Below are 25159 nucleotides of genomic sequence, written 5' to 3'. Positions count from 1 at the left end.
GATGAAATACAACATTTTCATGTTGCTTTAACGTAACGAATACTTTGGTGTTCGCGTCCACTGTTTAGTGTCTGGGACAATACCGGCTGCTGAGCGTTGCATCCTGTGTGGGTGTGTGTTTGGGTGGTTGTTGGTTGTTCTGTTGGTTGTGTCGGTGGTTTTTGCGGTGGGGTCACGCCCGGTCCCTTTTCGAACCCGGAAGCTAAGTCTGCCTGCGCCGATGGTACTGCACTCGGGAGGGTGTGGGAGAGTAGGTCGCCGCCGGCACTAAAACTTGAATATATGGATTGGAGGTTCTTGTTCCCCTTTTTGGTGGGGAGCGAGGGCCTCTTTTTCAGCTTTGTGGGGTTGTGTGGGTGTCGGTTTTTGCCGTTATCCACACAACCCCCTTTTTATGTCGCAGGATAGAATTCGCTCTATGTCGAATTGCACCCAGATTCATGGGAAGGCCATTGATGAGTGGATCAGCGCGACTCCGGTCATCGCTGATCTGATCAATTCCTCTGAATCGCTTTGGTTTCCTTCTGGTCCGCAGGCCACCACTGCCTCGGAAACTACCGTGCACGCCCGTGGCCTTTCTCCCGAACTCGTACAGGAGGCGTCCGATCGTCTTGATCGATTCGCTCCGTACCTGGCTCAGCAGTTCCCAGAGACACAGGAGAATGACGGCATCATTGAGTCGCCGCTTGTCTCTGGTGCTGCATTTGCCCGCAGGGTTGGTCTCGAGGATCCATCGAGTCTGTATCTGAAGTTGGATAGCCACTTACCTGTCTCTGGCTCGATCAAAGCCAGAGGCGGTATCTACGAGGTCCTTGCCTATGCGGAAAGGCTTGCCATTGAAGCGGGCAGGCTCTCCTATGACGACGACTACAGGGTTCTCGCGACGGAGGAATTCACTGAATTCTTCGGTGGATACTCGGTTGCTGTCGGTTCCACGGGAAATCTTGGATTGTCGATCGGTATCATCAGTGCAGCCCTCGGATTCAGTGTGACGGTGCATATGTCCGCGGATGCTCGGCAGTGGAAGAAGGACATGCTCCGCGGGCTTGGTGTCATTGTGCGCGAATACGAGGGCGATTACGCCGCAGCCGTAGCGCAGGGTCGCATCGAAGCACAGGCAGATCCGAGGTGCCACTTCGTCGACGACGAAGACTCACTCGACCTGTTTCTCGGTTATGCGGTGGCGGGAAAGCGGGTGGCGGAGCAGTTGGCGTCGGGAAGCGTAGTTGTTGACGCTCTACACCCGCTCTACGTCTACCTTCCTTGTGGCGTTGGAGGAGGCCCCGGAGGAGTGGCGTACGGGCTATTCTGTGAATTCGGGGATGCGGTCCATCCGATCTTCGTCGAGCCGACTCATGCCCCCTGCATGACCCTGGGTGTGTCCACGCAGCTTCACGAATCCGTCGATGTGCGTGATTTCAACATTGACTTGACCACCGCCGCGGATGGGCTGGCGTGTCCGAGCCCGTCTGGGCTCGTCAGCCGGATTCTTGCCGAAACCATCCCGAACGTCGGATTCTTGACGGTCGACGATGACAACTTGTTCCGGAATACAGCGCTTCTTAACGAGACGGAAGGTCTTCGCATCGAACCATCCGCTGCGGCTGGGCTAGCCGGGCCGGCACGAATCGCCGAAGCCCTGCCGGCAGAGTCGCTAGCGAACGCTACCCACATGTGTTGGCTCACCGGTGGAGCGATGGTGCCCGAGGCAGAGATGGACTCTTACGTGGACAAGGGGAAGAGTCTGCTCCACAACGACTAAGGGTGTTACGGCAAAACCCGGGCTCCGCCCATTCCCCAACGGAATGAACGGAGCCCGGGTTTTGTGGTCTAGATAAGGCTCCGGACCATTTTCACTGACCTACTTCTAGTTGGCCTTGATCTCCTCAGCCAGCGCGTGGAAGGTCGGTGCCGGGTTGCCGAAGCGGTGCAACGTGATGGACACGGCCTGCTCCTTCAGCCAGTTGCGGAGCTCGACGCGGCCGGAGGCGGTGACGTCGTCCTCCACGAGTGCGACCTCCGGGCGGGCAGTCATGCGGTCGCGAGTGACGTCGTCCAGCGTGCCGATGATGCGGACCCGAGCAGAGGACCTGTCGCCGATACGCGCGGTGAGCAGGTTGGTGGAGAAGGTATTCTCACCGATGTTCTCGGACGGACCGAAGCCGAGCAGCTGGGGGATGAACGCCAGAGCCGCCGCGACATTGGCGTTGACGTTCGGATCGTGGAAGATCTGCACGTCAGCGCAGGCACGGTGTGCGGCGAAGAGAGCACGGACGGTCTCAGCGACGTCGGCGTCAGCGGAAATGCGGATGATGACCTCGGCCGGGCGGTAGCGGAAGATGTTGGCTTCGCTCTTGAGACCGGTGCGGTCGACGGCGCGGCCGAACTCCTTCTTCCACGCACGGATGTCGCTCTTAGCAGCTTCGGCGATCCAGGCGAGCTGGTCCGCGGAGATGATGTTCTCGTCGCGAAGGCGCTTGAGTGCACCATCGACGGCCGCATCACCGGAGCGGTCCAGGCCGGCCTCCGGGGTGGTGGCGTCGGCCCACTTGCCGAAGAGCATGACGTAGTTCGGGCCGCCGGCCTTGGAACCGAGACCGACGGACGACATTTTCCAGCCGCCGAAGGACTGACGCTGAACGATGGCACCGGTGATGCCGCGGTTGACGTAAGCATTGCCGACCTGAACGCGATCGAGCCAGGTGCGGACCTCTTCGGTGTCGAGGCTGTGGATGCCGCCGGTCAGACCGAAGTCGGTAGCGTTCTGCAGCTCGATGGCCTCATCCAGGTTCTCGGCGCGCATGAGGCCGAGAACAGGCCCGAAGACCTCAGTGAGGTGGAAGAAGGACTCCGGGCTGACGCCTTCCTTGACACCCGGGGACCACAGACGACCGGTGTCGTCGAGCTGCTTCGGCTCGACGAGCCAGGACTCGCCGGGCTCCAGGGTGGTGAGAGCGCGCTCGAGCTTGTCGGAGGGCAGCTCAGTGAGCGGGCCCATCGTGGCGGACATGTTGGTCGGCCAGTCGACGATCATGGACTCGGCAGCGTCGATGAGCTGGCGGCGGAACCGCTCAGACTCGTAGACAGAACCGACGAGGATGCCCAGGGATGCTGCGGAGCACTTCTGGCCGGCGTGGCCGAAAGCGGAGTACACCAGGTCGGCGACAGCCAAGTCGCGGTCGGCGGCCGGGGTGATGACGATGGCGTTTTTGCCGGAGGTCTCTGCGTTGATCTGCAGCTCCGAGCGCCAGGAGGCGAACATGGAGGCGGTCTCAGAAGAGCCGGTGAGGATCACGCGGTCTGCATCCGGGTGGCTGATCAGCTGCTTGCCAGCGTCGCGATCGACCGGGTAGATGCAGTGCAGGAGCTCGCGCGGAACGCCTGCATCCCACATGGCCTCGACAACTGCAGCGGAGCAGTGCGGGGTCGGCTTCGACGGCTTATGGATGACACCGGAGCCGGCAGCCAGAGCAGCCAAGGTGGAACCGGCCGGGATTGCCAGCGGGAAGTTCCACGGCGGGGTGACCAGGACGACGCGGTCCGGGGTGAACTCAGCGTTGTCGACCTCAGCCAACTCCAGAGCGTGGTTGGCGTAGTAGCGGGCGAAGTCGATTGCCTCGGAGATCTCCGGATCAGACTGTGCGACAGCCTTGCCAACCTCAGCTGCGGCGATGGAGACCATGTGGCCGCGGCGTGCGGCCATGATGTCGGCGGCGCGGTAGAGGATGCGTGCGCGCTCCTCTGCCGGGCGTGCTGCCCACTCTTCAGCGGCAGCAGCGGTGGTGGCGACCAGATCGTCAATGTCCTCAGCCTTGAGCTGATCTGGAGCGGTCTGCTGCTTCAACCAACCCTCTTCCACTGAACGCTTGATGGCGTCCTCTGCCCACTTCTGGTTCGCTTCCAGAGCCGGGTTGGTGTCGGGCTCGTTTCGGAAGTCGGGGATGGGGGAGTAGGAGGCGTCGTCAAGCGAATCGGGGCCGGCGAAGGCGGCCTCCTCCGCAGTGCGGTCCTGGGTGTGGTTCGGCTTGGGGGAGGTGTAACCGTTCTCCTCCAGCAGCGCGGACAGGTCGTTCAGCGAACCGCGGAAGCGCTCTTCCTCGCGGTCGAAGATCTCCCCGCCCGGCTCCAGATCGAAGATGCCGGACATGAAGTTCTGGTTGTCGGAGTTCTCCTCCAGGCGACGGACCAGGTAGGAGATGGCGACGTCGAACTCTTCCGGGCGCACAGCCGGGACGTACAGCAGCAGCTGTCCAACGTCGGCGCTGACTGCCTCTGCCTGCTCCGAGGCCATGCCCTGGAGCATCTCGAACTCGACGCGATCGGTAACGCCGCGCTTCTCGCTGAGGATGTGAGCGAAGGCGATGTCGAAGAGGTTGTGGCCGGCCACGCCGATGCGCACGCCCTTCATGTTCTCCTCGTTGAGGAGCCAGTGCAGGACGAGCTTGTAGTTGGCGTCGGTGGCCTGCTTGGAGGGGCAGACCGTGTTGGGCCAGCCGCCGACCTCTGCGTGGACGCGTTCCATTGCCAGGTTGGCGCCCTTGACCAGGCGGACCTTGACGCCGGCGCCACCGTTGGCGACGCGCTGCTCTGCGAACTCGGAGATTTCCTTCATCGCGCCGAGGGCATCCGGAAGGTAAGCCTGCAGGACGATGCCGGCCTCGAGGTTTTTCGTCTCCGGAAGGGAGAGGAGGCGCTTGAAGACAGCGATGGTCAGGTGGAGGTCCTGGTACTCCTCCATGTCCAGGTTGATGAACTTGGTGCCTGCCGGGGCCTTTGCTGCCTCGATGTAGAGCGGGGTCAGACGGTTGACGACATAGTCGACGGTGTCGTCGAAGCCCCACATGCTGATCTGCGATGCGACGGAGGATGCCTTGATGGAGACGTAGTCCACGTCCTCACGGGCGAGCAGGCGGCGGGTGTCGGCGAGGTGCTTGTCAGCCTCTTCCTCACCGAGGACGGCTTCGCCCAGGAGGTTGATGTTGAGGCGGTGACCGCCCTCAGTCAGCTTGGTGACGGCCTTACCGAACTGCTTGTCACGAGCGTCTACGACCATGTGTCCGACCATCTGGCGGATGCGCTGGCGCGCTGCCGGAACGACGATGTTCGGCATCTTCTCTGCGAGCAGGGAGCCGGCCTTGATCTGGGCCTTGTCCAGGAAGGACAGGGTCTGCGGGGTGATCGAGCCGAGCTCGGTCAGTGCGGTCGCCGCAGCTGCGGTGTCCTCGGTGCGCACGACGCGGTCGACGAATCCCACGGTGAAGTCCAGACCATTCGGGTCGGACAGAACGGCGGAGAGACGCTCAGCGGCGGGGTCAGTGTGCTTGTGGGCCTGACTGGTCTTCAGCCACGCGGCAACCTTCTGGGTCGCGGAGTCGGCGAGCTGGTTCAGCTCCTCGTTGAACTGAACAGACGGTGCTGTGGTGTTGGCATCCATTGGTGTCTCTCGCCTCCAGGGTGAGTTCGTTGGGCAGTATGTTGTCGCTCCAGTGTGAACCTTGTCTGCAAAAGAAAGAAGGTCTCGCGTGCAATCGGGAACAATTTGAGTCAAAATTGTGGGGGTGGCCTGAATGAAACGAGGGGAACGGTGATTGTGTGGTGGCGGAATCAAAAGAAAAAGATGTGCTTGACGACGTCCAGGGCGGCAACCCCGCACCCGAGCTCCGAAAAGCCGGTCGTCCTCGGATTCAGGACGCTGCCGATGAGATCGTGGCCAGCGTCCTGGCTACAGCCGGCCCGCGGGTGGGCACGCGGGATTATTCGACTCGCAGGATCGCCATGCTGACAGGGCTCAGCCAGCCTGTCGTTAGCCGGTCTGTGAATCGGATACTGGGCATAGGTGGCGATGGTTCGTATTCCTCGCCGCAGGCCAACGCCCTTAGCCTTCGATTGTCGGAGTTTCGAGTTGAATATCCATATGTGTCGGTGATTTTCGAAATGATCGACGCAGGTGAACGTAGTGAGCCGCAGTCTTTCAAGAGGAGGGCTGCGTCTGTGATGGCGGCTCTGCGGGTATCCGGGGTGCGGGATTGGCCGCAGCGGTCGGGCGAATTCAAGATGACTGATGATGCGTTGGCAGGCGACCGGGTCCGAGTCGTCTGGGAGCCGGGCGGTCAGCCGTGGGGCAGCTTCATGGGGCAGTTGGCGGCGACCCTAGAGGCGTGTGTACCGGTGTCTGACTCGATTCCCGGTGACTTGCTTACAGAGTTGGCTCAGCGTGCAGGTCGGGGCCTGTACGGGGTGCGGTGGATGCGCCGAGAGGAGGGGAAAAGTGTCAGTGTGGGCTCGGAAATTTCTTCCGATTTTGACTCAATTTCCCTCACGGTGCCGGAGTATCCCTTACCGATCAACGGCACCATACGCGCGTCCCAGTGGCTGCCGAAGATTGAGTTATCCATTACGGAGCAGATTGCGATTGCCCTTCGGAAAGAGATCATGAACATGGGCTTTCGCCCTGGCGACCGAATCACTTCCTCGGCGCTGGCCGCTCGCATGGGTATCGCTACCTCGTCTGTGCGTGCAGCGATGCGGCGCATGGCCGATGACGGACTGTTGTCCTATTCCTCTGGTTCATTCAGGCTTCCCGAGATCGATGGTCGTGACGTCGTCGATCTGTATGCGGCTCGGCTCCAAGTGGGCACCGTGATTCTTCGTGAGTGCGCCGCGTTGCCCAGGCACCGTCTGCTTGCTCCTCGTCTGGCCTTGCAAACACTGGAGGCGGCCGCACGCGAGGGCACCTCGCACGACGTCGACCAAGCGGACATCCACTTTCAGCAGGAGCTTGCCGACTCCAGTGGATTGCCCCAGTCCGCCCGTAGTTTTCACGCTCTGACTTTGCGGCTGAGGACGTTCATTTCCATCCTTCAGCTGGACTACACCCCTGCGGTGGACCGCATTGTCATGGACGACCGGGCGATCTTCGCTTCTCTCATCGCTGGACGTGGCGAGGATGCCGTTCGCGTCTGGCGCAGCAAAGTCGACAATGCGGTGCAGCAGATGGGCCGCAAGTCGCCGACGAACTTCGACCGGGAATTGTGGCTTCGATTGATCGGATAACCACATATTTTCCAGGTAAAATCAATTCATGGATGCGGCCTTGTCTGCAAGCCCACGACCTGTTCTGAAGCCACTTGTCATCCTTGCCGTGACGGCGGTGGTGCTTGTTAGTGTGGTCTGGCTTGCGACGGGAAGCGACGGCGCCGCGGAGGGTCCTGCCCTCCCGGAAGATCCCGCCAGGTTCGTTGAGCCCTATCTACTTGAACTGCGAGCCGGTGACGCGGAAGCTGCGTATGCGCACCTGTCTCTGGAGCGTCACAGCCCTTACGATGATCCGCCGAACGCTAGCCTTTCCAATGAGGTGGTGGCGGCATCGAATTACATCGCGCCGTTGGATGATGTTGAGGTTGGCGATGCGACTGAGACTCCCAGCGGCGCTCATATTGTGCCGGCGTCGTTCACAATCGGTGGGGAACCGTTCGCCAGGACCTTTCAGGTCAGGCAAGACGATGACGGAAATAACCAGCTTCACGACGCCATCCTCACCCTTACCGCTGACCCACCAAGCGCCTTCCGGGCCTCGGGGATAAGAGTGAATGGCGTGTCGGCCGCAACAGTGTCGACGAGGCAGACGTGCTCGAGGGAATGCTGCCCCTTCCCACGGATGATGCTGTGGATCAGGCACGTGACCTGATCAGGGAGTCATGGCGCGCGTGCGTGGAATCGGGTGAGTATGAGGTGGAGTGTGGAATGACTCCACTTCTTCAATCCATCGGTGATACCGGCGACACTGAGGGGTAGCAGAGCCGGGAGATGGCGCCAGGGGCTGTGGAGAGGACTCTCACCCCGGCTGCCAGCGCTGCGGTGGAGTCTGCGATTGAGGAGGCTGACTTCGTACAGCGCGAAGATGACGTGAGAACCTGGGGGCTAGAGCTGCCGATCGACGTGCAACGCGACTTGACCGTCTCCGTCGGAGTTGAAGGGTGATGGAGCAGCAGAGGGCAACGAGATTGAGTCACGCCGACTCGAGGTCCCTGAGATATCGCCCCTTCGGATCCCTGGCATTGATTTCAGCAGGGTCACTCTTAAACCCAAATGGATTCTCCGGTAAAATTACCTCATGGAAGCGAACCCCGGCTCGCTCATCGGGAGCGGCAGAGCACGGCGCCTAGGCAGGACGGTCGTCCTTGCCGTGCTGTGCTCAGCATCCTTGGCGTTGCCGGGCTGCGGACCGATGGACACCGGTCAGGCTGAGGCGAACTACATCACCGAACTGTTCGCTGATGACCCACGTGTGTCAGAAGTTGACGTCAATGGTCAGACGAAACTGCCGTGGACTCCAGGCAATGTCAGCGGGACGATCTATGCCGAGCCTGGACTGTCGGAAGAAGAGGTCACCGAGCTCGTCTACCGCATTGGTGATCACCAGGAGAACACCCGCACTGGCTCGTCCGCGAGCAATCTAAGGATCGACGTCGAGGGCGTGGTGATGGGAGTTTCGGCTGATCGAGAGGCGATGGGCCGGACTCTTCCGGTCCTCTTTGAATTGAGAGATGACGAGAATGTGGAATCGGCGAACGTGACCACAGGAGAAGTCCGGTCGTCCCTGACCATCGAGGCGATCGGACCAGAGGCGGTCATGCCTCTGACTCGGACGTGGGCGGACAATCCGCCGCTGCTTCAGGCTGCGGGATTTGTCTCGGATTACCGCTTCACCGTTAGCGCCGACGATAAGTCGTACGTGGTCGAGGGAACTACGGGCAGGTGGTGGGAGCCAGGCTTCGATGCCTGGACCGCAGTGGCTAACGAGTTCAGCCTGACCGCTGCCTCTGTCGTTGAGGGAGTCGTGGAACTGCGTGTCGCAGCAGACTCAGAGATCGACGGTGCGAGGGCCCTGGCCCAAGAGACCGTGGGGCCCGCGGTGAGGGTCACGGTCAGCGGCGGACTTTTGAGTATTGCCGACGGCGCGGATGGCTCACTCGGCCGCATAGTGATCAACGCTCTGCCTGACAACATCACCGACTTGATCACCGGTGCGGCTACCAATGACGTGGAGCTGACCATTGGAGTGGTGGCCCCGGAGGCAGTACGCACAGTGGGGGAGGCTCTCCTACAGATCCCGGAAGCGCACGACTTCGATGCGATTCGGATCGGATCTCCCTCTTTGGAGGTCGGTGCAACTCCCGACGCACTCATGGAGTGGATCGGGCTCTTCGACGAAGTCCGCGCGAACACGACCGCAGAGCGGATCCACGTGGATCAAGTCCATCCCAACCCGAGAAATGAACGCCAACTCGGTGTCCATTTCAGCGACGACTCACCAGCCACAGTTGAGGAGATGGAGTATCTAGCGCGGCTGCTCCGGCCGCACGCGAGCACCAGCACCATGATGAGGCTCACCCTCGGACTTGATCGAAGACTCGACCCGGACCTGCGCTTGTCGACGGTCCTGTTCGACGCAACTCCCTACATCGACACTGACTCCTATCCAGTTAAGGGAACGATGGAAAAATCACAGCGTTTCACGGCATTCGTCGACATCTGGAACAGGTCATGAGTAGCGGCCAGCGGCCTCAGCCGCGACGAATGTTCACCTTTGACAAGGGGGCAGCTGAGGTTCGAGCTTTCGAAACATGGTTCGAGGATGACCCTGATGTGCGCGATGCTGACCTCACCGGCGGCACAATGATTCCATTCCTGTCTGGGTGGATGAGCGGCACCGTCATCGCCAGGCGTGGATTGACCCCATTAGAGGCCCAGCATTTAAGGAACAGAGTCAAGGACTATTTGGACCATCCGCCGTATGGTTCCAAGCTCCAGCAGATGAATCTCGACCTGGACGGTTTCCGGTGCCGGATCAACTCTGATGATCTGGACCTTGCAATGGAATTCCGGGCGGATCCGGACATCTTTGCCGCGACAATAGAGCGGGACCTCGTCACCCTCGTCACTGACACCGCCGCTGTGGCGCCGACGAGGCAGAAGTGGGACGCGCGAATCGCGCCGGGCCCAGGTGAGGAAGACCCTGAACATCCTCGGGAACTGCTCGTTCGCGATGATGCCCGTACGACGGCAATTGGTGGCCCAACAGGAAACTGGTGGCATCCGGCCCGTGAAGCCTGGCGCGCGGTGGATGACCGATTCGGGGTGACTGCGGCTGACCTGAGGCCAGGAGTACTGGCGATGACCATCGGTGCGGAACCGGACATTGATGCTGCAAAGGCCGTCGCCAGGTCCTACACCGCTGATGTCATCACTCTCAGCGCCGAGGAGATCGCCGTTTCACCTGGTGCCGACGGGGATCCTGCTCGTGCGGTGCTCCACCAGCTCGCGCCAGAGATCAGAGAAAAGGTCCAGCGCATGTGGGTCTCGCCTCTGTCCCAGAACCGACTGGTGGTCAGTACCGGGGAGCACTCCATGATCCCCGTCATCGCGCGGGACCTCGCACGAATCTCTGATGCTGCGTTCTTTAGGGCGGTCATCATCAGTTCTGACGACGGCAACCAAATATCCGCGCCCTCAGCCAATCTTCCTGGTTGGGCCGAGCATCTCGGCACTATCCTCGGCGGCACTGATGCTGACCACGCGAAACTCGGAACGGTGCCCCAGCCTGTCACGGTCACCTTCACCGGAATTCCATCATTGGCGGACATGGTGGCTTTGGCTGACATCTTGAAGCCCCTCTATCCCACAAAGCAGTGGTTCGTGGTGGAGATGGATTCGGGTAGACAGATCAATTTCCGTCCCAGCCCGGAGCTGCGCACTGACCGGAAGTGGCATTCGGGAACTGAGGAGCATGGAGTCGCATTCGCTGACAGGTGGAATAGGTGACATGTTCGACAAGCTGAAGGCGATCGCACAGTTCGCAGTGGCCACTCGCTTCGGGGTCGGCTCGCGTGGTGCTGAGGTCAAGCGCATTTATGATCGGTTTGAGACTGATCCGGCGGTGGGGTCCGTCGATGTGAAGCGGCGCAATCTAGCGATGGGGATCCCAGGGTTCGTCGAGGGGTCGATAACGACAAAAGATTCGCTTCCCGACGCCACCTTCACCTCCCTCACCCTCACCCTCTCCGATTTCCTTGATTCTCTGGAGACTCACGCCGAGATCCGGCCCCTCACACTGACCTCAGATGGGGTGTCGATGGCGGTCGGGATGGATCGAGGAGCCGTCGAGAATCAGATTCCGCTTGTGCTCGAAGCCCGGGCGGATGCCTCGCTGAGCAGGGCGGAGTTCTCCGTGAAGACCGGACTCCTCCACTGCATCGTGGTGATGCCGGATGCAGAGAGCAGCCCAGAGGCGATGGAAAAGACCTTTGTCCACTGGGCCGAGTTCCTCCCGCTCACACTTCCCGATGTCGCTGCGGGCACCGTTGAGGCCACCATTGTGCTCAGGAGCGATAGCGGCGAAACAACATTTTTTGGGTCGCCGACGGCGGTTCCGGTGGCGTTGTTCCGCGTGTGGAAACTCGTCGCAGCAGAGTATGCCGTCAAGTCGATCCATGCGGCGCAGCTCGGGGGTCGCGGAAAACCGCGGGCGAGTTCTCGACCCTCGGTCACGCTGACGGTGACCAATGAAGCCGACATCCGTGAGGTATACGACCTGGCTACGGAACTACTCGGAGGTGGAACCGAGGTGAGGGTCAAAGACCAGCGAGGAGTGCAGCTGACCACCAGTAGTGCGAAGGCCTCGACCCTCAATCTTGTCGAAGATGCTTCCGCTGGGATGTCAGACCTGGTCACGAATATCTATGTATCGCCGGAGGGCCGCCGCATGGACGTCAGCGTCACGGGAGATCACCGCCTCGTCGCCGAAGATTTGGCGAGGTCTCCGGAGGCGGCAGCCTTCGACATTGTCATTATCTCTCTATCGGACGGTAATTCTTATGGCGCCCCTGCCGCCGAACTTGTTGCCTGGGCTGACTCCTTCACAGAGCTAGTGTCCGAGTCGACGGCCACAAAGATCAGCCTTAGATACGAGTACTGCACATTGGCATACGAAGACATCCCGACCTCCTCCGAGATGCACCGCACGGCCCAGATTCTGTACCCGGTGGTGCCGCCAAAAACCACATTCAGCATCAGTCCTGGCAGTGTCGCCGCGTACCGGTTTAGAACGTGGGAGCCGGACCCGAAATCGCCATTGCAGGCGCAGTACAAGAAGGCAGGGGATCAGTTTGTGAAAGCTTGGCGGGTCCTAGAGGACTAACTGATCCCCAGGGCAGTCCAGCCATTGCCGAGGGTAATAATGGCATCGATGGGGGTGTCGTCTTTGTGGCTAAGTTCGGTGCGCAGCATCGTTCCCACAACGCTGACGGTCGGGCTGTCGAACAGTTCGTTGTACTTGCGTCCCGAGAACTCCGTGGTCCCACGGATGTCAGCGTTCCTGACGTCCTCGACAGCCTTGTCGCCCACTTGCTCCGCGATGTACGCATTCCGGAACCACGAACACACCACGCTGCGTGGTTCCCCGTCCTCGCCGACGACAACACCCACCGCGTATTCATCAGTGGCATCTGGGCGAACCCGGTAATAGATGTCAGCGGACACCGGATCGCCGAGGCATTGGGCCAGGTCGCCGATGTGTTCCTGTTCGGCAAGCGTTGGGTCCAAACCACCGACCACATCCATGTCCGTCTCCGGGTTTGCGGTGGCTACCGAATCATCATCGACCAGCAGCACTTGCATCCCTTGCGGAACGTTGGGCTGATTCCCTTCGTAGCGAAATAGTGGAGATTGCCCGACCCATCCGGACGTCATTGCCATCTCCTCGACCCAGGCAGTGTCCTGCCCGCCGGAAATCAGACTCACTCCATTGAAATCGCCGTCCCAGAGCCCACCAGCAGAGATAACAAACTCGGCGCTTGCGAAGTCGAGTCCGAGCAAAGCCTCGGGTTGTGCAAGATAAGACAGCGTCTGCGCAGATCGATTTGCGCCGAGTTCCTTCCATCCCTCGTCGGACTTTTCCAGTTCATTAATCCGGGATTGGTCCACGAAGTGTACGTAGTCGGCAATGACCCAGTCTTTGCCGATCTCACCCAGTGCGTCGACGAAGGCTGCTGGTGTGGTCTCCTCGGACGTCTCCGATTCGGCGACGGGCTCGACGGGCTCTGCTCCAGATTCGTCAGCCGCGCCGCAGGCAGCGAGCAGCCCAGTGGCTCCGATGATTGCGATCAATGGCCGGTGTCGGTGCATGGTGCACGCCCCCGTGGGTAGTCGATGTCCTAACTACTTTTTACCACCAAAGCGCTTGCCGACGTCCCCATTCTCATCCCAAATTCTCTCTCAACGTCGAGCCTTCATAGTCGGTCCGGAATCGACCTCTGGCCTGCAAGACGGGCACCACGAGGTCCACAAATGCCTCAATATCGTGGGGCAGTGCCGGCGGCATGAGGTTGAAGCCGTCGGCGGCACCGCCGTCGATCCACCGCTCAATCTCATCGGCAATCTGTTCCGGGGTGCCGATGAAGGTGGCGTGGCCACCGCCAGCGGCAAGGTAGCCGAGGAGCTCCCGGACAGTTGGGTTCTTGGTCTCGATGATGCGGAGCACCGTGCCGTAGCGACCCTTTGGCCCAGTGAATTCCTCGATCGGTGGAAGCTCGGGGACGGGCGCGTCCAATTCCCAATCCGAGGTGTCCTGCCCGACGAAAAACGCCAATTGCTTCAGCGAATCCTCGACCGGCAGCAGAGCATTGAGTTCTGCCTGACGAGCCTTCGCAGCCTCCTCAGTGGTCCCGACATATGTGACCAGGCCCGGCATTACCACCAGGTCATCGGGGTTCCTGCCCTGGCGCTCTGCACGGGAACGGATGTCGTCTCGATAGTCCTTCGCCGACTCCAGGTCCCACGCCACGGCGTAGATTCCTTCGGCATGGCGGGCTGCCAGATCCCGGCCAGGCTCGGATGCTCCTGCCTGGAACAGAACCGGCCTGCCTTGAGGCGTCGACGGAATGTTCAGCGGGCCTGCGACCTGGAAAAACTCCCCGTCATGGTCGAGGCGATTGAGCATGCTGCCATCGGCGTAGTTGCCGTCTCGGTCGCGGAGAAGTGAATCAGCAGGCCAGGATGCCCACAGTCGAGTGATCACCTCAATGAACTCATCCGCCCGGGCGTACCGCTCTGCATGCTCTGGGAGCTTGTCCATCCCGTGGTTGCGAGCCTCGTCATCCGTCATTGACGTCACCACGTTGACCCCAGCTCGGCCACCGGAGATGTGGTCCAGGCTCGCCATTAGACGCGCTGCGTGAAACGGATTCCAGAAAGTGGAGGAGACCGTGGTGACCAGGCCGATGTTCGACGTCGACCGCGCGATCGCCGTCAGCATCGTGATCGGCTCTAGGAACCAGGTTGGCCCTTTCGCTACACCCCCGATCCCCACCGACTGCCCGTCCGCAAAGAAGATCGCATCAAAGCGCCCGCGTTCGGCCGTGCGGGCGAGGGATTCGAAGAAGGAGACGTCGGGAAGCAGATCCACGGACGAGTCCGGGGAGCGCCACGCGGCGGAATGATGGCCGCAGCCGTGGGCAAAGAGATTGAGGTGGATGTCCGGCTTTTGCGGCTGCGCCATTAGTTCTTCACCAAGCCACCGTCGACAACCAGGTTCTGCCCGGTGACCGCGCGGGCCCACGGAGAGGCGAAGAACAGTACCGTGTCAGCGAACTCTTCTGGAGTAGTGACAGATCGCAGGGGCGTGCCGGCAGCGATGAAGTCGAACACCTCGTCCGGGGTGTCGGCGCTGGCGTCGGTGGTGCGCAGCAGGCCGCCGCTGAGCATGTTCACCGTGATGCCGAGCGGGCCCAAATCATCAGCGAACGTGCGAGTCAACGACAACAGGGCAGCCTTCGCTGCGGTGTAGTCGTGGTAAGGGACGACCGGGTGCTGGAAGAGGTTGGTGCCGATATTGACCACACGGCCGGAGCCGGATTCCGCGAAGTGCGGCAGAGCAGCTTGGATGACATTGACGGCTCCGCCGATGGCGCCGCGGAATTGCTGGTCGAATGCGTCGTAGGTGATCTCGTTGGCCTTGGCGCGGGCGTCGCCGTTGAAGGAGAAATTCACCAGGGCGTTGTTCACCACCGTCGCTACTGGCTGGCCGAAGGCTTCCTTGGCCTGGGCGAGAAGTGCATCGACCTGGTCGCGGTCGCGGACGTCGGCCTGCACAGCGATGACCTGGCCGGGGTGCGCCTGTTGCAGTTCCTCGGCGGCTTCTCGGCTGGAATGGTAGTTGACCACGACCTTTGCGCCCTCCCGGATGAACGCTTCGGTGATCCGCTTGCCCAGTCCACGGGCGCCGCCGGTAACCAGGACAACCTGTTCGGGCAGTCCCGGGTGTGTGGTGTGCTGCATGTTGTCGCCTTTCGTCGCGGCGAAAGGGACATGCGCTGATTCTGCGGTTTCACCGTCGGCCGATGGTCGACGAGGCGACGGATACACCTGGGTCGGTGCATTCGTGCCGCGGTGGTTCCGCTCAGAGACATCCCTTCGCCAGTGCTAACTGGATCAGGTTCAACGGGTGTTCTCTCAGCCGCAGGCGCGGCACCCCGTGTCACTGTGGCGAGGGTAACACGGATGTCGGCGAATTTTGATTGGAGCTAAGGATGACAGGTCCGTGAGTGTACTTCGGTCCGACTGGGTCGACCCCGCAATGGTGCACCCCGCCTTCGGAGGATTGCGCGCAGCGTTTTCCCAGGTCGCGCAGGCGAGTTTTCCTCCCATTGCAGGGTCCATCAAGTCGAAAACCACTGCCGCCGAGGAATCGCAGGTGTTAGTCTCCGCGTATGCATGCGGATAAGCGGGTTGACGAGGCATACGGGTCTGCCATGGCCGACGTCGATCCGAGCTCGGAGTACATCGACCTCGCCGCAGAAGTACTGTCAATCCTCTCGGATCCAACAAGGATTCGAATTATCCTCGCATTGCGCCGAGCTGGAGAGTTGGGTGTGGGGGAGTTGGCTGAGAGCGTTGGGAAGCGTCCTTCGGGGGTTTCCCAACACTTGGCGCGACTGCGGATGGCGCGGATGGTCACCACTCGGCAGGAGGGCACCCGCGTGCTGTACCAATTGGCGGACGAGCACGCATTGGTGCTGGTCATCGAGGCTGTGAAGCAGGCTGAACACTCTGTCGCCCATGGCCAGATCCCGCCGCACCATCACGTGCCCAGGCAAGGCTGAACGATGCTGTCGGTCTTGCGGAATCCCACGTATGCGCGGCTATTTAGCGCCCAGGTCATCGCGCTGTTAGGGACCGGACTGCTGACGGTGGCCCTCGGGCTGCTGGCGTTCGATATCGCTGGCGGTGATGCGGGTGTAGTCCTTGGTATAGCGATGACCATCAAGATGATCGCGTATGTGGCGGTGGCTCCGGTGACCTCTGCTCTGACACTGCGGGTGCCGCGCAAGACCCTGCTGATCAGCGCCGATGCAGTACGCGCGCTCACCGCGCTGGCATTGCCGTTCGTCTCTGAGGCCTGGCAGATTTACGTCTTAATTGTTGTGCTGCAGGCCGCATCCGCGACGTTCACCCCAGCCTTCCAAGCGGTGATCCCGTCGGTGCTGCCACGCGAGGACGACTACACGCGCGCGCTGTCCCTCTCGCGATTGGCGTACGACCTTGAAGCGCTGCTCAGTCCGGTGCTGGCGGCGCTGCTGCTGACGATCGTCAGCTACCACAGTCTGTTCATTGGCACCGTGTTCGGATTCGGACTGTCCGCATTTTTGGTCTACCGAGCTGTATTCCCTCCCTATGACCCTGAACCGGCGCGCTTCCTGCACAGACTCACTCAGGGCATCGGGATCTTCTGGCGCGACCGTGAACTTCGCGGGCTGATGGGGCTAAACCTGTCGGTGGCAGCGGTGTCTTCGATGGTGATTGTGAACTCTGTGCTGCTCGTCCAAGGCAGCCGCGAGGGAACTGCTGCTCAGACGGCGACACTTCTAGCCGCATTCGGAGCAGGCTCGATGCTTGTCGCGCTGATTCTTCCCGGGATGCTGCGGCGACTGCCAGATCGTCGGGTCATGCTTGTCGCGGGGTTTGTTCTGCCCGTTCTGCTTGTCCTTGCCGCGCCGACCCTTGCCACCGCACCGTGGTTTTCCCTGTTGTTGGTGTGGTTCCTGCTGGGGGCTGCGGCGTCGTTCATTCTCACGCCTTCGGCCCGGCTGATCCGTCGCGCCACTGATGAACGCTCGCGTCCGGCGGTATTCGCCGTGCAGTTCTCGCTGTCACACGCATGTTTCCTGCTCACGTATCCAGTGGCGGGAATCGCCGGGGCCTCACTCGGTTTAGCGCCGGTGGCGCTCATGCTCGCGGCGCTCGGCCTGATCGGAGCGGGCCTGGCTGCGATGGTGTGGCGTTAAAAGCACCCGCTTCCCGACGCCCACCTCACACCTACCTCACCGCCACCGCACCCCACCTGCCACCTCGGCGCTGAATTTCTAACGGAAAGTCGAAGCATTCGGAGATCAGATCGGTCGTGATGGTGGCGTCGGCATCTCCGGAGGTCAACACGGAGCCATTTTTGATGAGCATGGCGTGCGTCGTGGAGGCAGGCAGTTCCTCCAGGTGGTGAGTGACCAGAACGGTCGCTAGATCTGGTGCGCCGCAGTGGAGGTCGTCCAGAGTTTGCAGGAGGAGCTCCCGGGCGGAGACATCCAGCCCGGTGGTGGGTTCGTCGAGAAGCAATAGTTCAGGCTGCGCGAGCAGCGCTCGGGCGATGAGCGTGCGGCCCCGTTCCCCTTGGGATAGCCGCGGCCATGCGGAGTCCTTCAGCGCAGAAAGTCCCACGAGATCGATGAGTTCGTACAGTCGCTCGACAGTCTCCTCGGCGGGAACCCACCGTGGAACAAAATCGGCAGTGTTGGTCGCTCCGGTGAGAACCACCTCGGTGACCGTCAGTGGCCGACGCACCTGATGCCTCGGGTCCACATGCCCAATGTGGCTGCGCAGCTCCCGCAGATCGACCCGGCCCAGTCGCTTGCCGAGCACGTTGACGGTTCCGGTCGTGGGGAACGCTGTCGCGCCACACATTGACAAGATGGTGCTCTTGCCCGCGCCATTGGCGCCGAGCAGGGCCCAGCGCTCACCGGGATTGATGGTGAGATTCACGTTGTCGAGGATCGTGCGGCCCTGACGGACGAAGCTGACAGAGTCCAGTTCCAACACCGGGCGTGCGCCAGAGTGCGAGGCGGCGTTTTCGGTCATGGGTCAGCACGGTACTCCCCGGGTGGGGCGCTGACGGTAACGTGTTCGGCATGGACCGACCCGCAGTACGTGACGGAGCGCTGCTATTCCTGCGCCTGGTGATCGGTGCCGTGTTCGTCGCTCACGGGTGGGACAAGATTTTCCTGACCGGGGTGCCGGAGACCGCGGCCCAGTTCGCCGAGATGGGGATTCCGCAGGCGCAGATGACGGTGTGGCTCGTTGCGATAGTGGAAATCATCGCCGGCGCACTGCTGATTCTTGGTCTGCTTGGGCCATTTGTCGCCGGAGTCCTTATCGTCGAGATGTTTGCGGCGTTGTGGTTCGTGCACATCAATAATGGGTTGTTCGTCAGCGACGGTGGTTTCGAGTACGCGCTCGTCATGATCGCCGCGTTGTCTATTGTCGTGACCTTCGGTTCAGGTCGGGCGAGCCTTGACCGCGTATTCACGCGCTAAGGAGTTCAGGTGGATTGTGAGGTTGTCCGGGCGGCGCTGTCGGCGCGGCTGGACGGCGAGGCGTCAGGCGTCGACGACGATGTGGTCGACGCGCACCTCAGCGAATGCGCAGACTGCCGCGCCTGGTTCGACCAAGCGGTACGTCTGAACCGGTCGCTGTTGATCGGTCCGGCAGGGGACAAGGACCCACTTCCGAGCGTTCCCTCCGACCCTGAACCGACTCCCGAGCCCGATTTCACGGCTCTGTCAGAGAAGATTCTCTCCACCGTTGAACCGGAGCGCCGACGCCGGGAAACCTCGTGGCGGCTCGTCGCCGGAGCCGCTCGAGCCCTGCTGATTATCCTCGGCCTGCTGTATGTCGGATGGGGGATCGCGCTGCTCGGAGACGTCGGTGCTTACCTGCCCGAAGGCGCAGCCGTAACGGAGTCTGACCCAGTCGTTTCGCTTGCGTTGGATGCTGCCGCATTCCGATTCGCCATGGCAGTGGGAATGTTCTGGGCGGCGTGGCGACCCCACGCGGCGATGGGAATGGCTCCGGTCTACGGCGCGGCGGCGATGTTCAGTTTCGGATTCGCAGCCCGGGATATCATCCTCGGACACTTCGGATTTCTCGGCTTCGCACAGATCCTGCTGCTGATGGTCTCAGCGATCGCGCTGGTGGTGGTGTGGCTGGGCGGATTCACCCCGTCAGCGATCGCCCAAGCGTGGCGGGCTGCCTCCGGCCGGCCGATGGTCGGCTAACTCCAGCTGGGAATCCAGAACCTGAGGTTCCACACATCCGGCGACATCACCGTCGAGGTCATGATCGGCGCCCAGAAGAAGAACGCCACGATGACCAGCGCTAGGTAGAAAGTCACCAGGGCAAGTCCGATTCGTCTGCCCTTTCGTCGCCAATTGCCTAGGTCCCCAAGGATGGTCGCAAGTCCGATGATCACGAACGGAATGAGAGCCGTGGCATAGAAGAAATACATCTGCCGGTCGTACGCGATGACCCACGGCACCCAGGATGCGATGAATCCCACGACCGGCACTGAGTAGCGCCAGTCCTTCCGCAGCACCCAGCGGTACAGGCCCCACAGGATCACCGGCACGATCAGCCACCACACAAATGGCGTGCCGAATAGCATCATCCAGCCGCGCATCTCCTCCTCGCCGGACTCTCCGGTGACGGTGGTGGTTTGGTACAACATCGGCCGGCCCATCCATAGCCAGTCCCAGGGCTTGGATTCCCAAGGGTGCTCGTGGCCACCGGAGGTGGTCAGTTCACCGTGGAAGCGAAGCACGCCGGATTGGTAGTGGAGGTAGTTCTGCAGGACGTCGGGAAGCCGGTCTGCAAAGGGGATACCCTCGAGGTTCCGCTGATCCTCGCGGTGGTGTCGGTAGACGGAAGTCTCCTGCGCGAACCAGGAACGCCAGGACAGCAGATAGACGCCGACGGGAACGGCCACCAGATTCCACAGTCCAGGCAGAGTGTCCCTGCCGAGGGACGCCAGCACCGGCTTGCGGACCCCGCAGCGACGGCGATCAGCCACATCAGCAAAGACCATCCAGAGGCCGAACGCCGCCATGTAATACAGGCCAGACCACTTCACACCCAGGGCAAGGCCCAACAGAATTCCTGCAGTAAACCGCCACCACCGCCAGGGCAGGCGAGGACCATACTTCTCGGATTCTGTGGTTCGCTCCGGGGAGATAGACCAGGCGCCCAGGCGGCGGGCGACCGAATCTCGATCGATCATCAACGCCCAGAACGCCGCGACGATGAAACCGGTTTGAATCATGTCGAGCATTCCCACCCGGGAGGACACGAACAGCACACCGTCAAAGACCGCAATCGTCCCAGCAGCCAGAACAGCCAGGTGATTGCCGGTGAGTCGGCGAGTGATGTCCATCAGCGCGAGGACGACCACCACACCGAACACCGCCGACATGAATCGCCAACCGACCGGCCCATAGCCAAAGAGCCACTCGCCGATAGCGATGACTTGCTTGGCCACCGGTGGATGCACCACCAGCCCATATCCGGGGTTGTTTTCAATGCCCCCGCCGATCCAGCCGGACAATGACCACTCGGTGGATCGAAGGATCTGCCAGGCCTGCGGCACGTAATGCTTCTCATCGAAGACCGGGCGGCCGTTGTCCGTTACATCGCCAAGACCCACGAACCGGGACACAGCGGCTAAAAGACCGAGGACACTGAACAACCACGTGTCCGTACGCGTCCACCGGAAGGGGACCCTCGGCCCCCGGTTTGCCCATGCGGCTCGGCGCGCTGCTCGCTCGTGCGCGCGCGCCACATCGCGGGGGGTGTCGGTTTCAACGCGGACAGTCACGGAACCGATGTTAGGCGGTCGGCATCCATCGGTCGGGGAGTGACGCTTAGTATCGCGGTATGTCGAATAAGTTCCCCCTCGCCCCGGGCATCACCCTCGCCGCCACTCCACTGGGCAACATCGGGGACGCCACCGACCGACTGCGAGGCGCCTTCGCCAGTGCAGACGTCATCGCGGCAGAGGACACGCGCCGGGCGCGGAGCTTGGCCTCGGCCCTCGATGTGGAGATCTCTGCACGCGTGGTGTCGAACTTCGACCACAACGAATCCGATCGAGTTCGTGAGCTTCTCGACGCCGCCCGCTCCGGTCGCCGTGTCCTCGTTATCTCAGATGCGGGCATGCCCGTCGTTAGCGACCCCGGTCTGACGGTGGTGGCGACAGCACATGACGAAGGACTGCCAGTGACATGCCTTCCTGGTCCTTCTGCTGTCACTACTGCGCTGGCGTTGTCGGGACTGTCTGTGGGCAAATTCGCCTTCGATGGATTCGCACCTCGCAAATCCGGGCAACGCCGGGCATGGCTGGAGTCGATCAAAAACGAGGACCGGGCGGTGTGTTTCTTCGAGTCGCCGCACCGAATCGCCGCCACCCTGCAAGACGCCGCAGAGGTGCTGGGGGAGGACCGCCGCGCCGCCGTCACCCGGGAGCTCACTAAGACGTACGAAGAGGTTCGCCGCGGCACCTTGGGAGAGTTGGCGCAGTGGGCCGCCGACGGAGTGCGTGGGGAAATCACCGTGGTGCTCGATGTTGCCCCGCCGATGTCGGAAGACCCGGATTCTATGGTCGATGAGGTCGAGGCGCTTGTTGGTAGCGGAGTTCGACTCAAGGATGCCTGCCGCCAGGTCGCGGAAGAGCGTGGAATCGCTAAATACCGGGAAGTGTATGAGGCGGTCCTCAGGAACCGCAGAGAAGCTGAGTAACCATGGTGTGAGCGCGGATGATTTTGCGTCTGTGCGCGTCCATTCAGGTCCGTATCCGGGCGATTTAGCCCACAGAACGGCAATTGTTGCAGGATCGTTATAACCGTCAGTTAACACTGTTCCAACTGGGAAAAGTCTGTGCGCTGCAGCGATGCTGCAAAGCCGCACGGCGCTTTCACTTTGAAACGGGGGTTACGGCTGATGCAGCCTGGAGGGTATGTCCGATCACCCTGAGAAAGCCGGAATAAGTTCCGGAGAGAACCCTGACCAACCCGTCACGGTCGCCGACACTGAGGCTGCCACACGTGACGCAGTCGACGTGGCGCTTGACGCTGGCGGCGAGCCGGAGTCGGTAGTAACTGCTGCCAAGGGTGGCGTTAGCTGGGCGGTCGCCATCCCGGCTGCTGTGGCGATCCTCGCGATCATCGGCTGGGGCCTCATCTCCCCGGACTCCTTCGCGAACTTCTCCAACGGAGCCCTCAGCTTCGTTGTCGAGGACTTCGGTTGGCTGTTCGTGCTCGCAGCGTCCTCATTCGTGTTCTTCATCGTCTGGGTCGGTGTCTCCAAATTCGGTCACATCCGCCTTGGTAAGGACAAGGAAAAACCAGAGTTCTCCACGATCTCCTGGATCTCCATGATGTTCGCCGCCGGTATGGGCATCGGTCTGATGTTCTACGGTGTCGCTGAGCCGCTGAACTACTACCGCGAGGGCGTGCCGGGCCATAGCACCAACGAGGTCGGCACCTCCATGGCCACCACGATGTTCCACTGGGGACTGCACCCGTGGGCCATCTACGCCATTGTCGGTTTGGCCATCGCGTACGGAACTTTCCGTCTGGGTCGCAAGCAGCTGATTTCCTCTGCCTTTATTCCGCTGATCGGAATCCGTCGTGCTGAAGGCTGGCAGGGCAAGTTCATTGACGCCCTCGCCGTCTTCGCCACCGTCTTCGGTACCGCCGCATCGCTGGGCATTGGCGTGCTGCAGATTGCTGCTGGTTTGGAACACACCGGGATCCTGTCGAATCCGGGTGTGTGGGTGCTGGTTGGCATCATCGTTGTCCTGGGTCTGTGCTTTTTGGTGTCGGCGCTGTCTGGTGTTTCGAAAGGCGTTCAGTACATTTCGAATTTCAACATGGTCGCCGCGATCATCCTCGCGTTGTTCGTGCTGATCGTCGGCCCGACCGTCGTTATCCTCAACACCATTCCGCTGGGCGCCGGCAATTACCTGCAGACCTTCTTCGAGATGGCCTCCCGTACTGCCTCCTCCGCCAACGGCACCGCTGGTGAGTGGCTCTCCGGCTGGACGATCTTCTACTGGGCCTGGTGGGTTTCGTGGTCACCGTTCGTCGGTATGTTCATCGCCCGCATCTCCCGCGGTCGTACGATCCGTGAGTTCGTGTTCACCGTCGTCCTGGTTCCGACCCTGGTCTCCCTGGTCTGGTTCTCCATCTTCGGTGGCACCGCCATCGAGCGTGAGCAGACCGGTGACTCCATCTGGGGCAATGGCGACGCTGAGAGCCAGCTCTTCGCGCTGTTCGAGACCCTGCCCGGTGGCGTGGTCCCGTCGATCATCGCAATGATCCTGTTGGGCACGTTCTTCGTCACCTCCGCGGACTCCGCATCCACCGTCATGGGCACCATGACCCAGAACGGTCGCCTGGAAGCCTCCAAGCCGGTCACCGCTTTCTGGGGTGTCCTGACCGCGCTGATCGCGATCGTCATGCTGGTCACCGGTGGCGAGGATGCGCTGAACAACCTGCAGACAATCACCATTCTGGCTGCCAGCCCGTTCGTCCTGATCATCATCGGCCTGATGTTCGCTCTGGTGAAGGGCCTGTCTGATGACCCGGCCTACCTGGATGACAAGGCTCAGCGTTCGTACGCACTGAAGCTGGCGCGTGAGCGTCGCATCGCCGCGGCCAACGCCCGCCGCCAGGAGCAGAAGCAGCACCGTAGCGAGCACAAGATTCAGAAGAAGCAGTACCCCGTGATGGAGGGCCCGAAGGTCAAGAAGTAGGTCCAACCCCTGCTTCACGACGTCTCCGTCTCCACACCAGCCCATTCCCCTTCAGGGAATGGGCTTTTGTGGTCTTAGGAGCGAAGCGGAGCGGCCTTGGCAAGGACCTCGTCCCACTCGGCAACGGGGTCTGACCCGATGGTGATGCCGCCGCCGACGCCTGCCTCGACCACTGTCGTGCCGCTGGGAGCCAATCGAAACTCCGCGGTACGAATCGCGACATTCAGTTCCAACCGCGATCCGAACGAGGCACCGATCGCTCCGCAGTGGACGCCACGGTTTTCCGGCTCCCAGTCGGCGATCAGTTCTTGGGCTCGGATCTTGGGCGTGCCAGTGACAGAGGCTGGTGGGAAGCAGGCCTCGATCACGGCCTCGTGGGATAGGCCCGGATCAATGGTGGCTTCAACTGTCGACTGCAAATGCCACACCCCAGGGGCGCGGTGCACCGACAACAAGTCGGGCACTCGGACGCCGCCGACTTCTGCGATCTGACCCAAGTCATGACGGACGAGGTCAACAATCATGATGTTCTCCGCGACGTCCTTGTCACTGGCGATCAGATCCGCAGGATCCTCAGTATCCGGCAGGGTGCCCTTGATGGGCGACTCCCGGACATTGTCACCGTCTCGGATGAGAAACTCTTCCGGGCTGAGCGAAGCAACGATGATTTCTGAGCCGTTCTCCTCCCGTCCCGGAATGAAGGCTGCTCGGGTCGGGCTGTGCCGCACCACGCGCTCACTGAACCAGGCCGCAGCATCGCTCATCAGGCCGGCAGAATCGTTGGCGCCGGACGTGCTGCCATGGAACCGAGTCGACAAACAAGCCTGGTACACCTCGCCGGCGCGAATGGCCTCCCGGCACTCATCGATGATGCGCAGATGGGTGTCCATGCCCCCGTCATCCCATCGGATGTGGGGACGGGGGAGGGTGAGGAGGGCGTCGGGAAGCGGAAGAGGAGGCGGAGTCGACCATCCCGAGTCCGTAAGGACGAGGACATCCTGCGCGGGCGCACCGAACGCATCGCCGGAGTACGGCTGCCAGCCAAGGAACCAGCCCTCGGCGGGGAACATCTCTGCGCAGGGTACGGCGGTGAAGTTCGGGACGATGACCGCATGAGCGCCGAACCAGTCACCGATTAAGGCAGCGGGACGGTGCCCGGCGGCGACAAGAGCCTCGAGGACACGACAAGCCTCGTGTACGGGATGGATACTCACGGAGATTCAGGGTAGGCCATGGTTTAACCTGGGT

Annotated in this window: 20 protein-coding genes, 1 rRNA gene and 1 riboswitch; of the genes, 14 read left to right on the top strand and 7 right to left on the bottom strand. The window is 61.5% G+C overall.

Annotated features, from left to right (window positions below):
* Positions 1–150: 150 nt before the first annotated feature.
* Together rrf and YWU_RS0110500 are read left to right on the top strand one after the other, a co-directional pair.
* A 5S ribosomal RNA gene (gene rrf, locus YWU_RS0110505) occupies positions 151–267 on the top strand.
* Positions 268–418: 151 nt separating this feature from the next.
* The gene (locus YWU_RS0110500) at positions 419–1762 is read left to right on the top strand and encodes a D-serine ammonia-lyase (RefSeq protein ID WP_027020438.1); all 1344 of its coding nucleotides are present in this window, start codon (positions 419–421) and stop codon (positions 1760–1762) included.
* 105 nt (positions 1763–1867) lie between these two features.
* Here the strand turns inward: YWU_RS0110500 and YWU_RS0110495 are convergent, their stop codons facing one another.
* On the bottom strand, positions 1868–5434 hold the full coding sequence (locus tag YWU_RS0110495) for a bifunctional proline dehydrogenase/L-glutamate gamma-semialdehyde dehydrogenase (RefSeq protein ID WP_051260275.1): 3567 nt from the start codon (positions 5432–5434) through the stop codon (positions 1868–1870).
* A gap of 185 nt (positions 5435–5619) precedes the next feature.
* Here YWU_RS0110495 and YWU_RS16385 point away from each other — a divergent pair, with 185 nt between their 5' ends.
* The 6 genes from YWU_RS16385 to YWU_RS0110465 all read left to right on the top strand — a co-directional run bounded on the left by YWU_RS16385 (position 5620) and on the right by YWU_RS0110465 (position 12199).
* Positions 5620–7053: a GntR family transcriptional regulator gene (locus YWU_RS16385; RefSeq protein WP_156892804.1), complete on the top strand. Its 1434-nt coding sequence runs from the start codon at positions 5620–5622 to the stop codon at positions 7051–7053.
* 28 nt (positions 7054–7081) lie between these two features.
* The gene (locus YWU_RS0110485) at positions 7082–7687 is read left to right on the top strand and encodes a hypothetical protein (protein ID WP_027020436.1); all 606 of its coding nucleotides are present in this window, start codon (positions 7082–7084) and stop codon (positions 7685–7687) included.
* Positions 7688–7821: 134 nt separating this feature from the next.
* Positions 7822–7980, top strand: coding sequence for a hypothetical protein (locus tag YWU_RS18215; protein WP_156892803.1), 159 nt, complete (start codon positions 7822–7824; stop codon positions 7978–7980).
* Between the two features lie 133 nt (positions 7981–8113).
* Entirely contained in the window at positions 8114–9550 is a 1437-nt protein-coding gene (locus tag YWU_RS0110475) for a hypothetical protein (protein ID WP_156892802.1), read from the top strand.
* A gap of 29 nt (positions 9551–9579) precedes the next feature.
* On the top strand, positions 9580–10824 hold the full coding sequence (locus YWU_RS0110470; RefSeq protein ID WP_027020434.1) for a hypothetical protein: 1245 nt from the start codon (positions 9580–9582) through the stop codon (positions 10822–10824).
* A 1-nt stretch (position 10825) separates the two neighbouring features.
* Positions 10826–12199, top strand: coding sequence for a hypothetical protein (locus tag YWU_RS0110465; RefSeq protein WP_027020433.1), 1374 nt, complete (start codon positions 10826–10828; stop codon positions 12197–12199).
* Here the strand turns inward: YWU_RS0110465 and YWU_RS0110460 are convergent.
* The 3 genes from YWU_RS0110460 to YWU_RS0110450 all read right to left on the bottom strand — a co-directional run bounded on the left by YWU_RS0110460 (position 12196) and on the right by YWU_RS0110450 (position 15336).
* Complete coding sequence (locus tag YWU_RS0110460) at positions 12196–13185, bottom strand: hypothetical protein (protein WP_027020432.1); 990 nt, start codon at positions 13183–13185, stop codon at positions 12196–12198. The two genes, YWU_RS0110465 and YWU_RS0110460, sit on opposite strands and share 4 nt — an antisense overlap.
* 73 nt (positions 13186–13258) lie before the next feature.
* Positions 13259–14557: an LLM class flavin-dependent oxidoreductase gene (locus YWU_RS0110455; protein ID WP_027020431.1), complete on the bottom strand. Its 1299-nt coding sequence runs from the start codon at positions 14555–14557 to the stop codon at positions 13259–13261.
* Entirely contained in the window at positions 14557–15336 is a 780-nt protein-coding gene (locus tag YWU_RS0110450; protein WP_027020430.1) for a 3-oxoacyl-ACP reductase, read from the bottom strand. Before YWU_RS0110450 ends, YWU_RS0110455 begins: the two co-directional genes overlap by 1 nt.
* Before the next feature lie 113 nt (positions 15337–15449).
* A riboswitch (TPP riboswitch) is annotated at positions 15450–15543 on the bottom strand.
* A gap of 266 nt (positions 15544–15809) precedes the next feature.
* Here YWU_RS0110450 and YWU_RS0110445 point away from each other — a divergent pair.
* Positions 15810–16160, top strand: a complete 351-nt coding sequence (locus YWU_RS0110445) for an ArsR/SmtB family transcription factor (protein WP_027020429.1) — start codon at positions 15810–15812, stop codon at positions 16158–16160.
* 15 nt (positions 16161–16175) lie between these two features.
* Entirely contained in the window at positions 16176–17342 is a 1167-nt protein-coding gene (locus YWU_RS16380) for an MFS transporter (protein WP_240484121.1), read from the top strand.
* A gap of 31 nt (positions 17343–17373) precedes the next feature.
* Here the strand turns inward: YWU_RS16380 and YWU_RS0110435 are convergent, their stop codons facing one another.
* Positions 17374–18186: an ABC transporter ATP-binding protein gene (locus tag YWU_RS0110435; RefSeq protein WP_027020428.1), complete on the bottom strand. Its 813-nt coding sequence runs from the start codon at positions 18184–18186 to the stop codon at positions 17374–17376.
* Between the two features lie 50 nt (positions 18187–18236).
* Here YWU_RS0110435 and YWU_RS0110430 point away from each other — a divergent pair, with 50 nt between their 5' ends.
* The gene (locus YWU_RS0110430; protein WP_027020427.1) at positions 18237–18641 is read left to right on the top strand and encodes a DoxX family protein; all 405 of its coding nucleotides are present in this window, start codon (positions 18237–18239) and stop codon (positions 18639–18641) included.
* Positions 18642–18650: 9 nt separating this feature from the next.
* On the top strand, positions 18651–19382 hold the full coding sequence (locus tag YWU_RS0110425) for a zf-HC2 domain-containing protein (RefSeq protein WP_027020426.1): 732 nt from the start codon (positions 18651–18653) through the stop codon (positions 19380–19382).
* Here YWU_RS0110425 and YWU_RS16375 read toward each other — a convergent pair.
* Positions 19379–20974: a dolichyl-phosphate-mannose--protein mannosyltransferase gene (locus tag YWU_RS16375; RefSeq protein ID WP_240484120.1), complete on the bottom strand. Its 1596-nt coding sequence runs from the start codon at positions 20972–20974 to the stop codon at positions 19379–19381. The two genes, YWU_RS0110425 and YWU_RS16375, sit on opposite strands and share 4 nt — an antisense overlap.
* A gap of 59 nt (positions 20975–21033) precedes the next feature.
* On the opposite strand from YWU_RS16375, the gene rsmI reads away from it, so the two are divergent.
* A complete protein-coding gene (rsmI, locus tag YWU_RS0110415; RefSeq protein WP_027020425.1) occupies positions 21034–21894 on the top strand; it encodes a 16S rRNA (cytidine(1402)-2'-O)-methyltransferase in 861 nt (286 codons plus the stop codon).
* 217 nt (positions 21895–22111) lie between these two features.
* Positions 22112–23911 carry a BCCT family transporter gene (locus YWU_RS16370; protein ID WP_051260272.1) on the top strand — a complete coding sequence of 600 codons (1800 nt, stop codon included), beginning with the start codon at positions 22112–22114 and terminating at the stop codon, positions 23909–23911.
* A gap of 74 nt (positions 23912–23985) precedes the next feature.
* Here YWU_RS16370 and YWU_RS0110405 read toward each other — a convergent pair whose 3' ends face one another.
* Complete coding sequence (locus YWU_RS0110405) at positions 23986–25125, bottom strand: chorismate-binding protein (RefSeq protein ID WP_027020424.1); 1140 nt, start codon at positions 25123–25125, stop codon at positions 23986–23988.
* Positions 25126–25159: the final 34 nt, after the last annotated feature.

This window comes from Corynebacterium sputi DSM 45148 (assembly GCF_000427865.1).
Classification (GTDB): Bacteria; Actinomycetota; Actinomycetes; order Mycobacteriales; family Mycobacteriaceae; genus Corynebacterium; species Corynebacterium sputi.
This window is presented reverse-complemented; position numbering and strand designations above follow the sequence as displayed.

What these genes read in the sequence shown, in the direction of transcription:
- YWU_RS0110465 (WP_027020433.1), top strand. Translation starts at nt 10,826, where the DNA reads ATGTTCGACAAGCTGAAGGCGATCGCACAGTTCGCAGTGGCCACTCGC.
- YWU_RS0110430 (WP_027020427.1), top strand. Translation starts at nt 18,237, where the DNA reads ATGGACCGACCCGCAGTACGTGACGGAGCGCTGCTATTCCTGCGCCTG.
- YWU_RS0110470 (WP_027020434.1), top strand. Translation starts at nt 9,580, where the DNA reads ATGTTCACCTTTGACAAGGGGGCAGCTGAGGTTCGAGCTTTCGAAACA.
- YWU_RS0110445 (WP_027020429.1), top strand. Translation starts at nt 15,810, where the DNA reads ATGGCCGACGTCGATCCGAGCTCGGAGTACATCGACCTCGCCGCAGAA.
- YWU_RS0110495 (WP_051260275.1), bottom strand. Translation starts at nt 5,434, where the DNA reads ATGGATGCCAACACCACAGCACCGTCTGTTCAGTTCAACGAGGAGCTG.
- rsmI (WP_027020425.1), top strand. Translation starts at nt 21,034, where the DNA reads ATGTCGAATAAGTTCCCCCTCGCCCCGGGCATCACCCTCGCCGCCACT.
- YWU_RS0110475 (WP_156892802.1), top strand. Translation starts at nt 8,114, where the DNA reads ATGGAAGCGAACCCCGGCTCGCTCATCGGGAGCGGCAGAGCACGGCGC.
- YWU_RS16370 (WP_051260272.1), top strand. Translation starts at nt 22,112, where the DNA reads ATGTCCGATCACCCTGAGAAAGCCGGAATAAGTTCCGGAGAGAACCCT.
- YWU_RS0110435 (WP_027020428.1), bottom strand. Translation starts at nt 18,186, where the DNA reads ATGACCGAAAACGCCGCCTCGCACTCTGGCGCACGCCCGGTGTTGGAA.
- YWU_RS0110450 (WP_027020430.1), bottom strand. Translation starts at nt 15,336, where the DNA reads ATGCAGCACACCACACACCCGGGACTGCCCGAACAGGTTGTCCTGGTT.
- YWU_RS0110455 (WP_027020431.1), bottom strand. Translation starts at nt 14,557, where the DNA reads ATGGCGCAGCCGCAAAAGCCGGACATCCACCTCAATCTCTTTGCCCAC.
- YWU_RS0110460 (WP_027020432.1), bottom strand. Translation starts at nt 13,185, where the DNA reads ATGCACCGACACCGGCCATTGATCGCAATCATCGGAGCCACTGGGCTG.
- YWU_RS0110485 (WP_027020436.1), top strand. Translation starts at nt 7,082, where the DNA reads ATGGATGCGGCCTTGTCTGCAAGCCCACGACCTGTTCTGAAGCCACTT.
- YWU_RS0110500 (WP_027020438.1), top strand. Translation starts at nt 419, where the DNA reads ATGTCGAATTGCACCCAGATTCATGGGAAGGCCATTGATGAGTGGATC.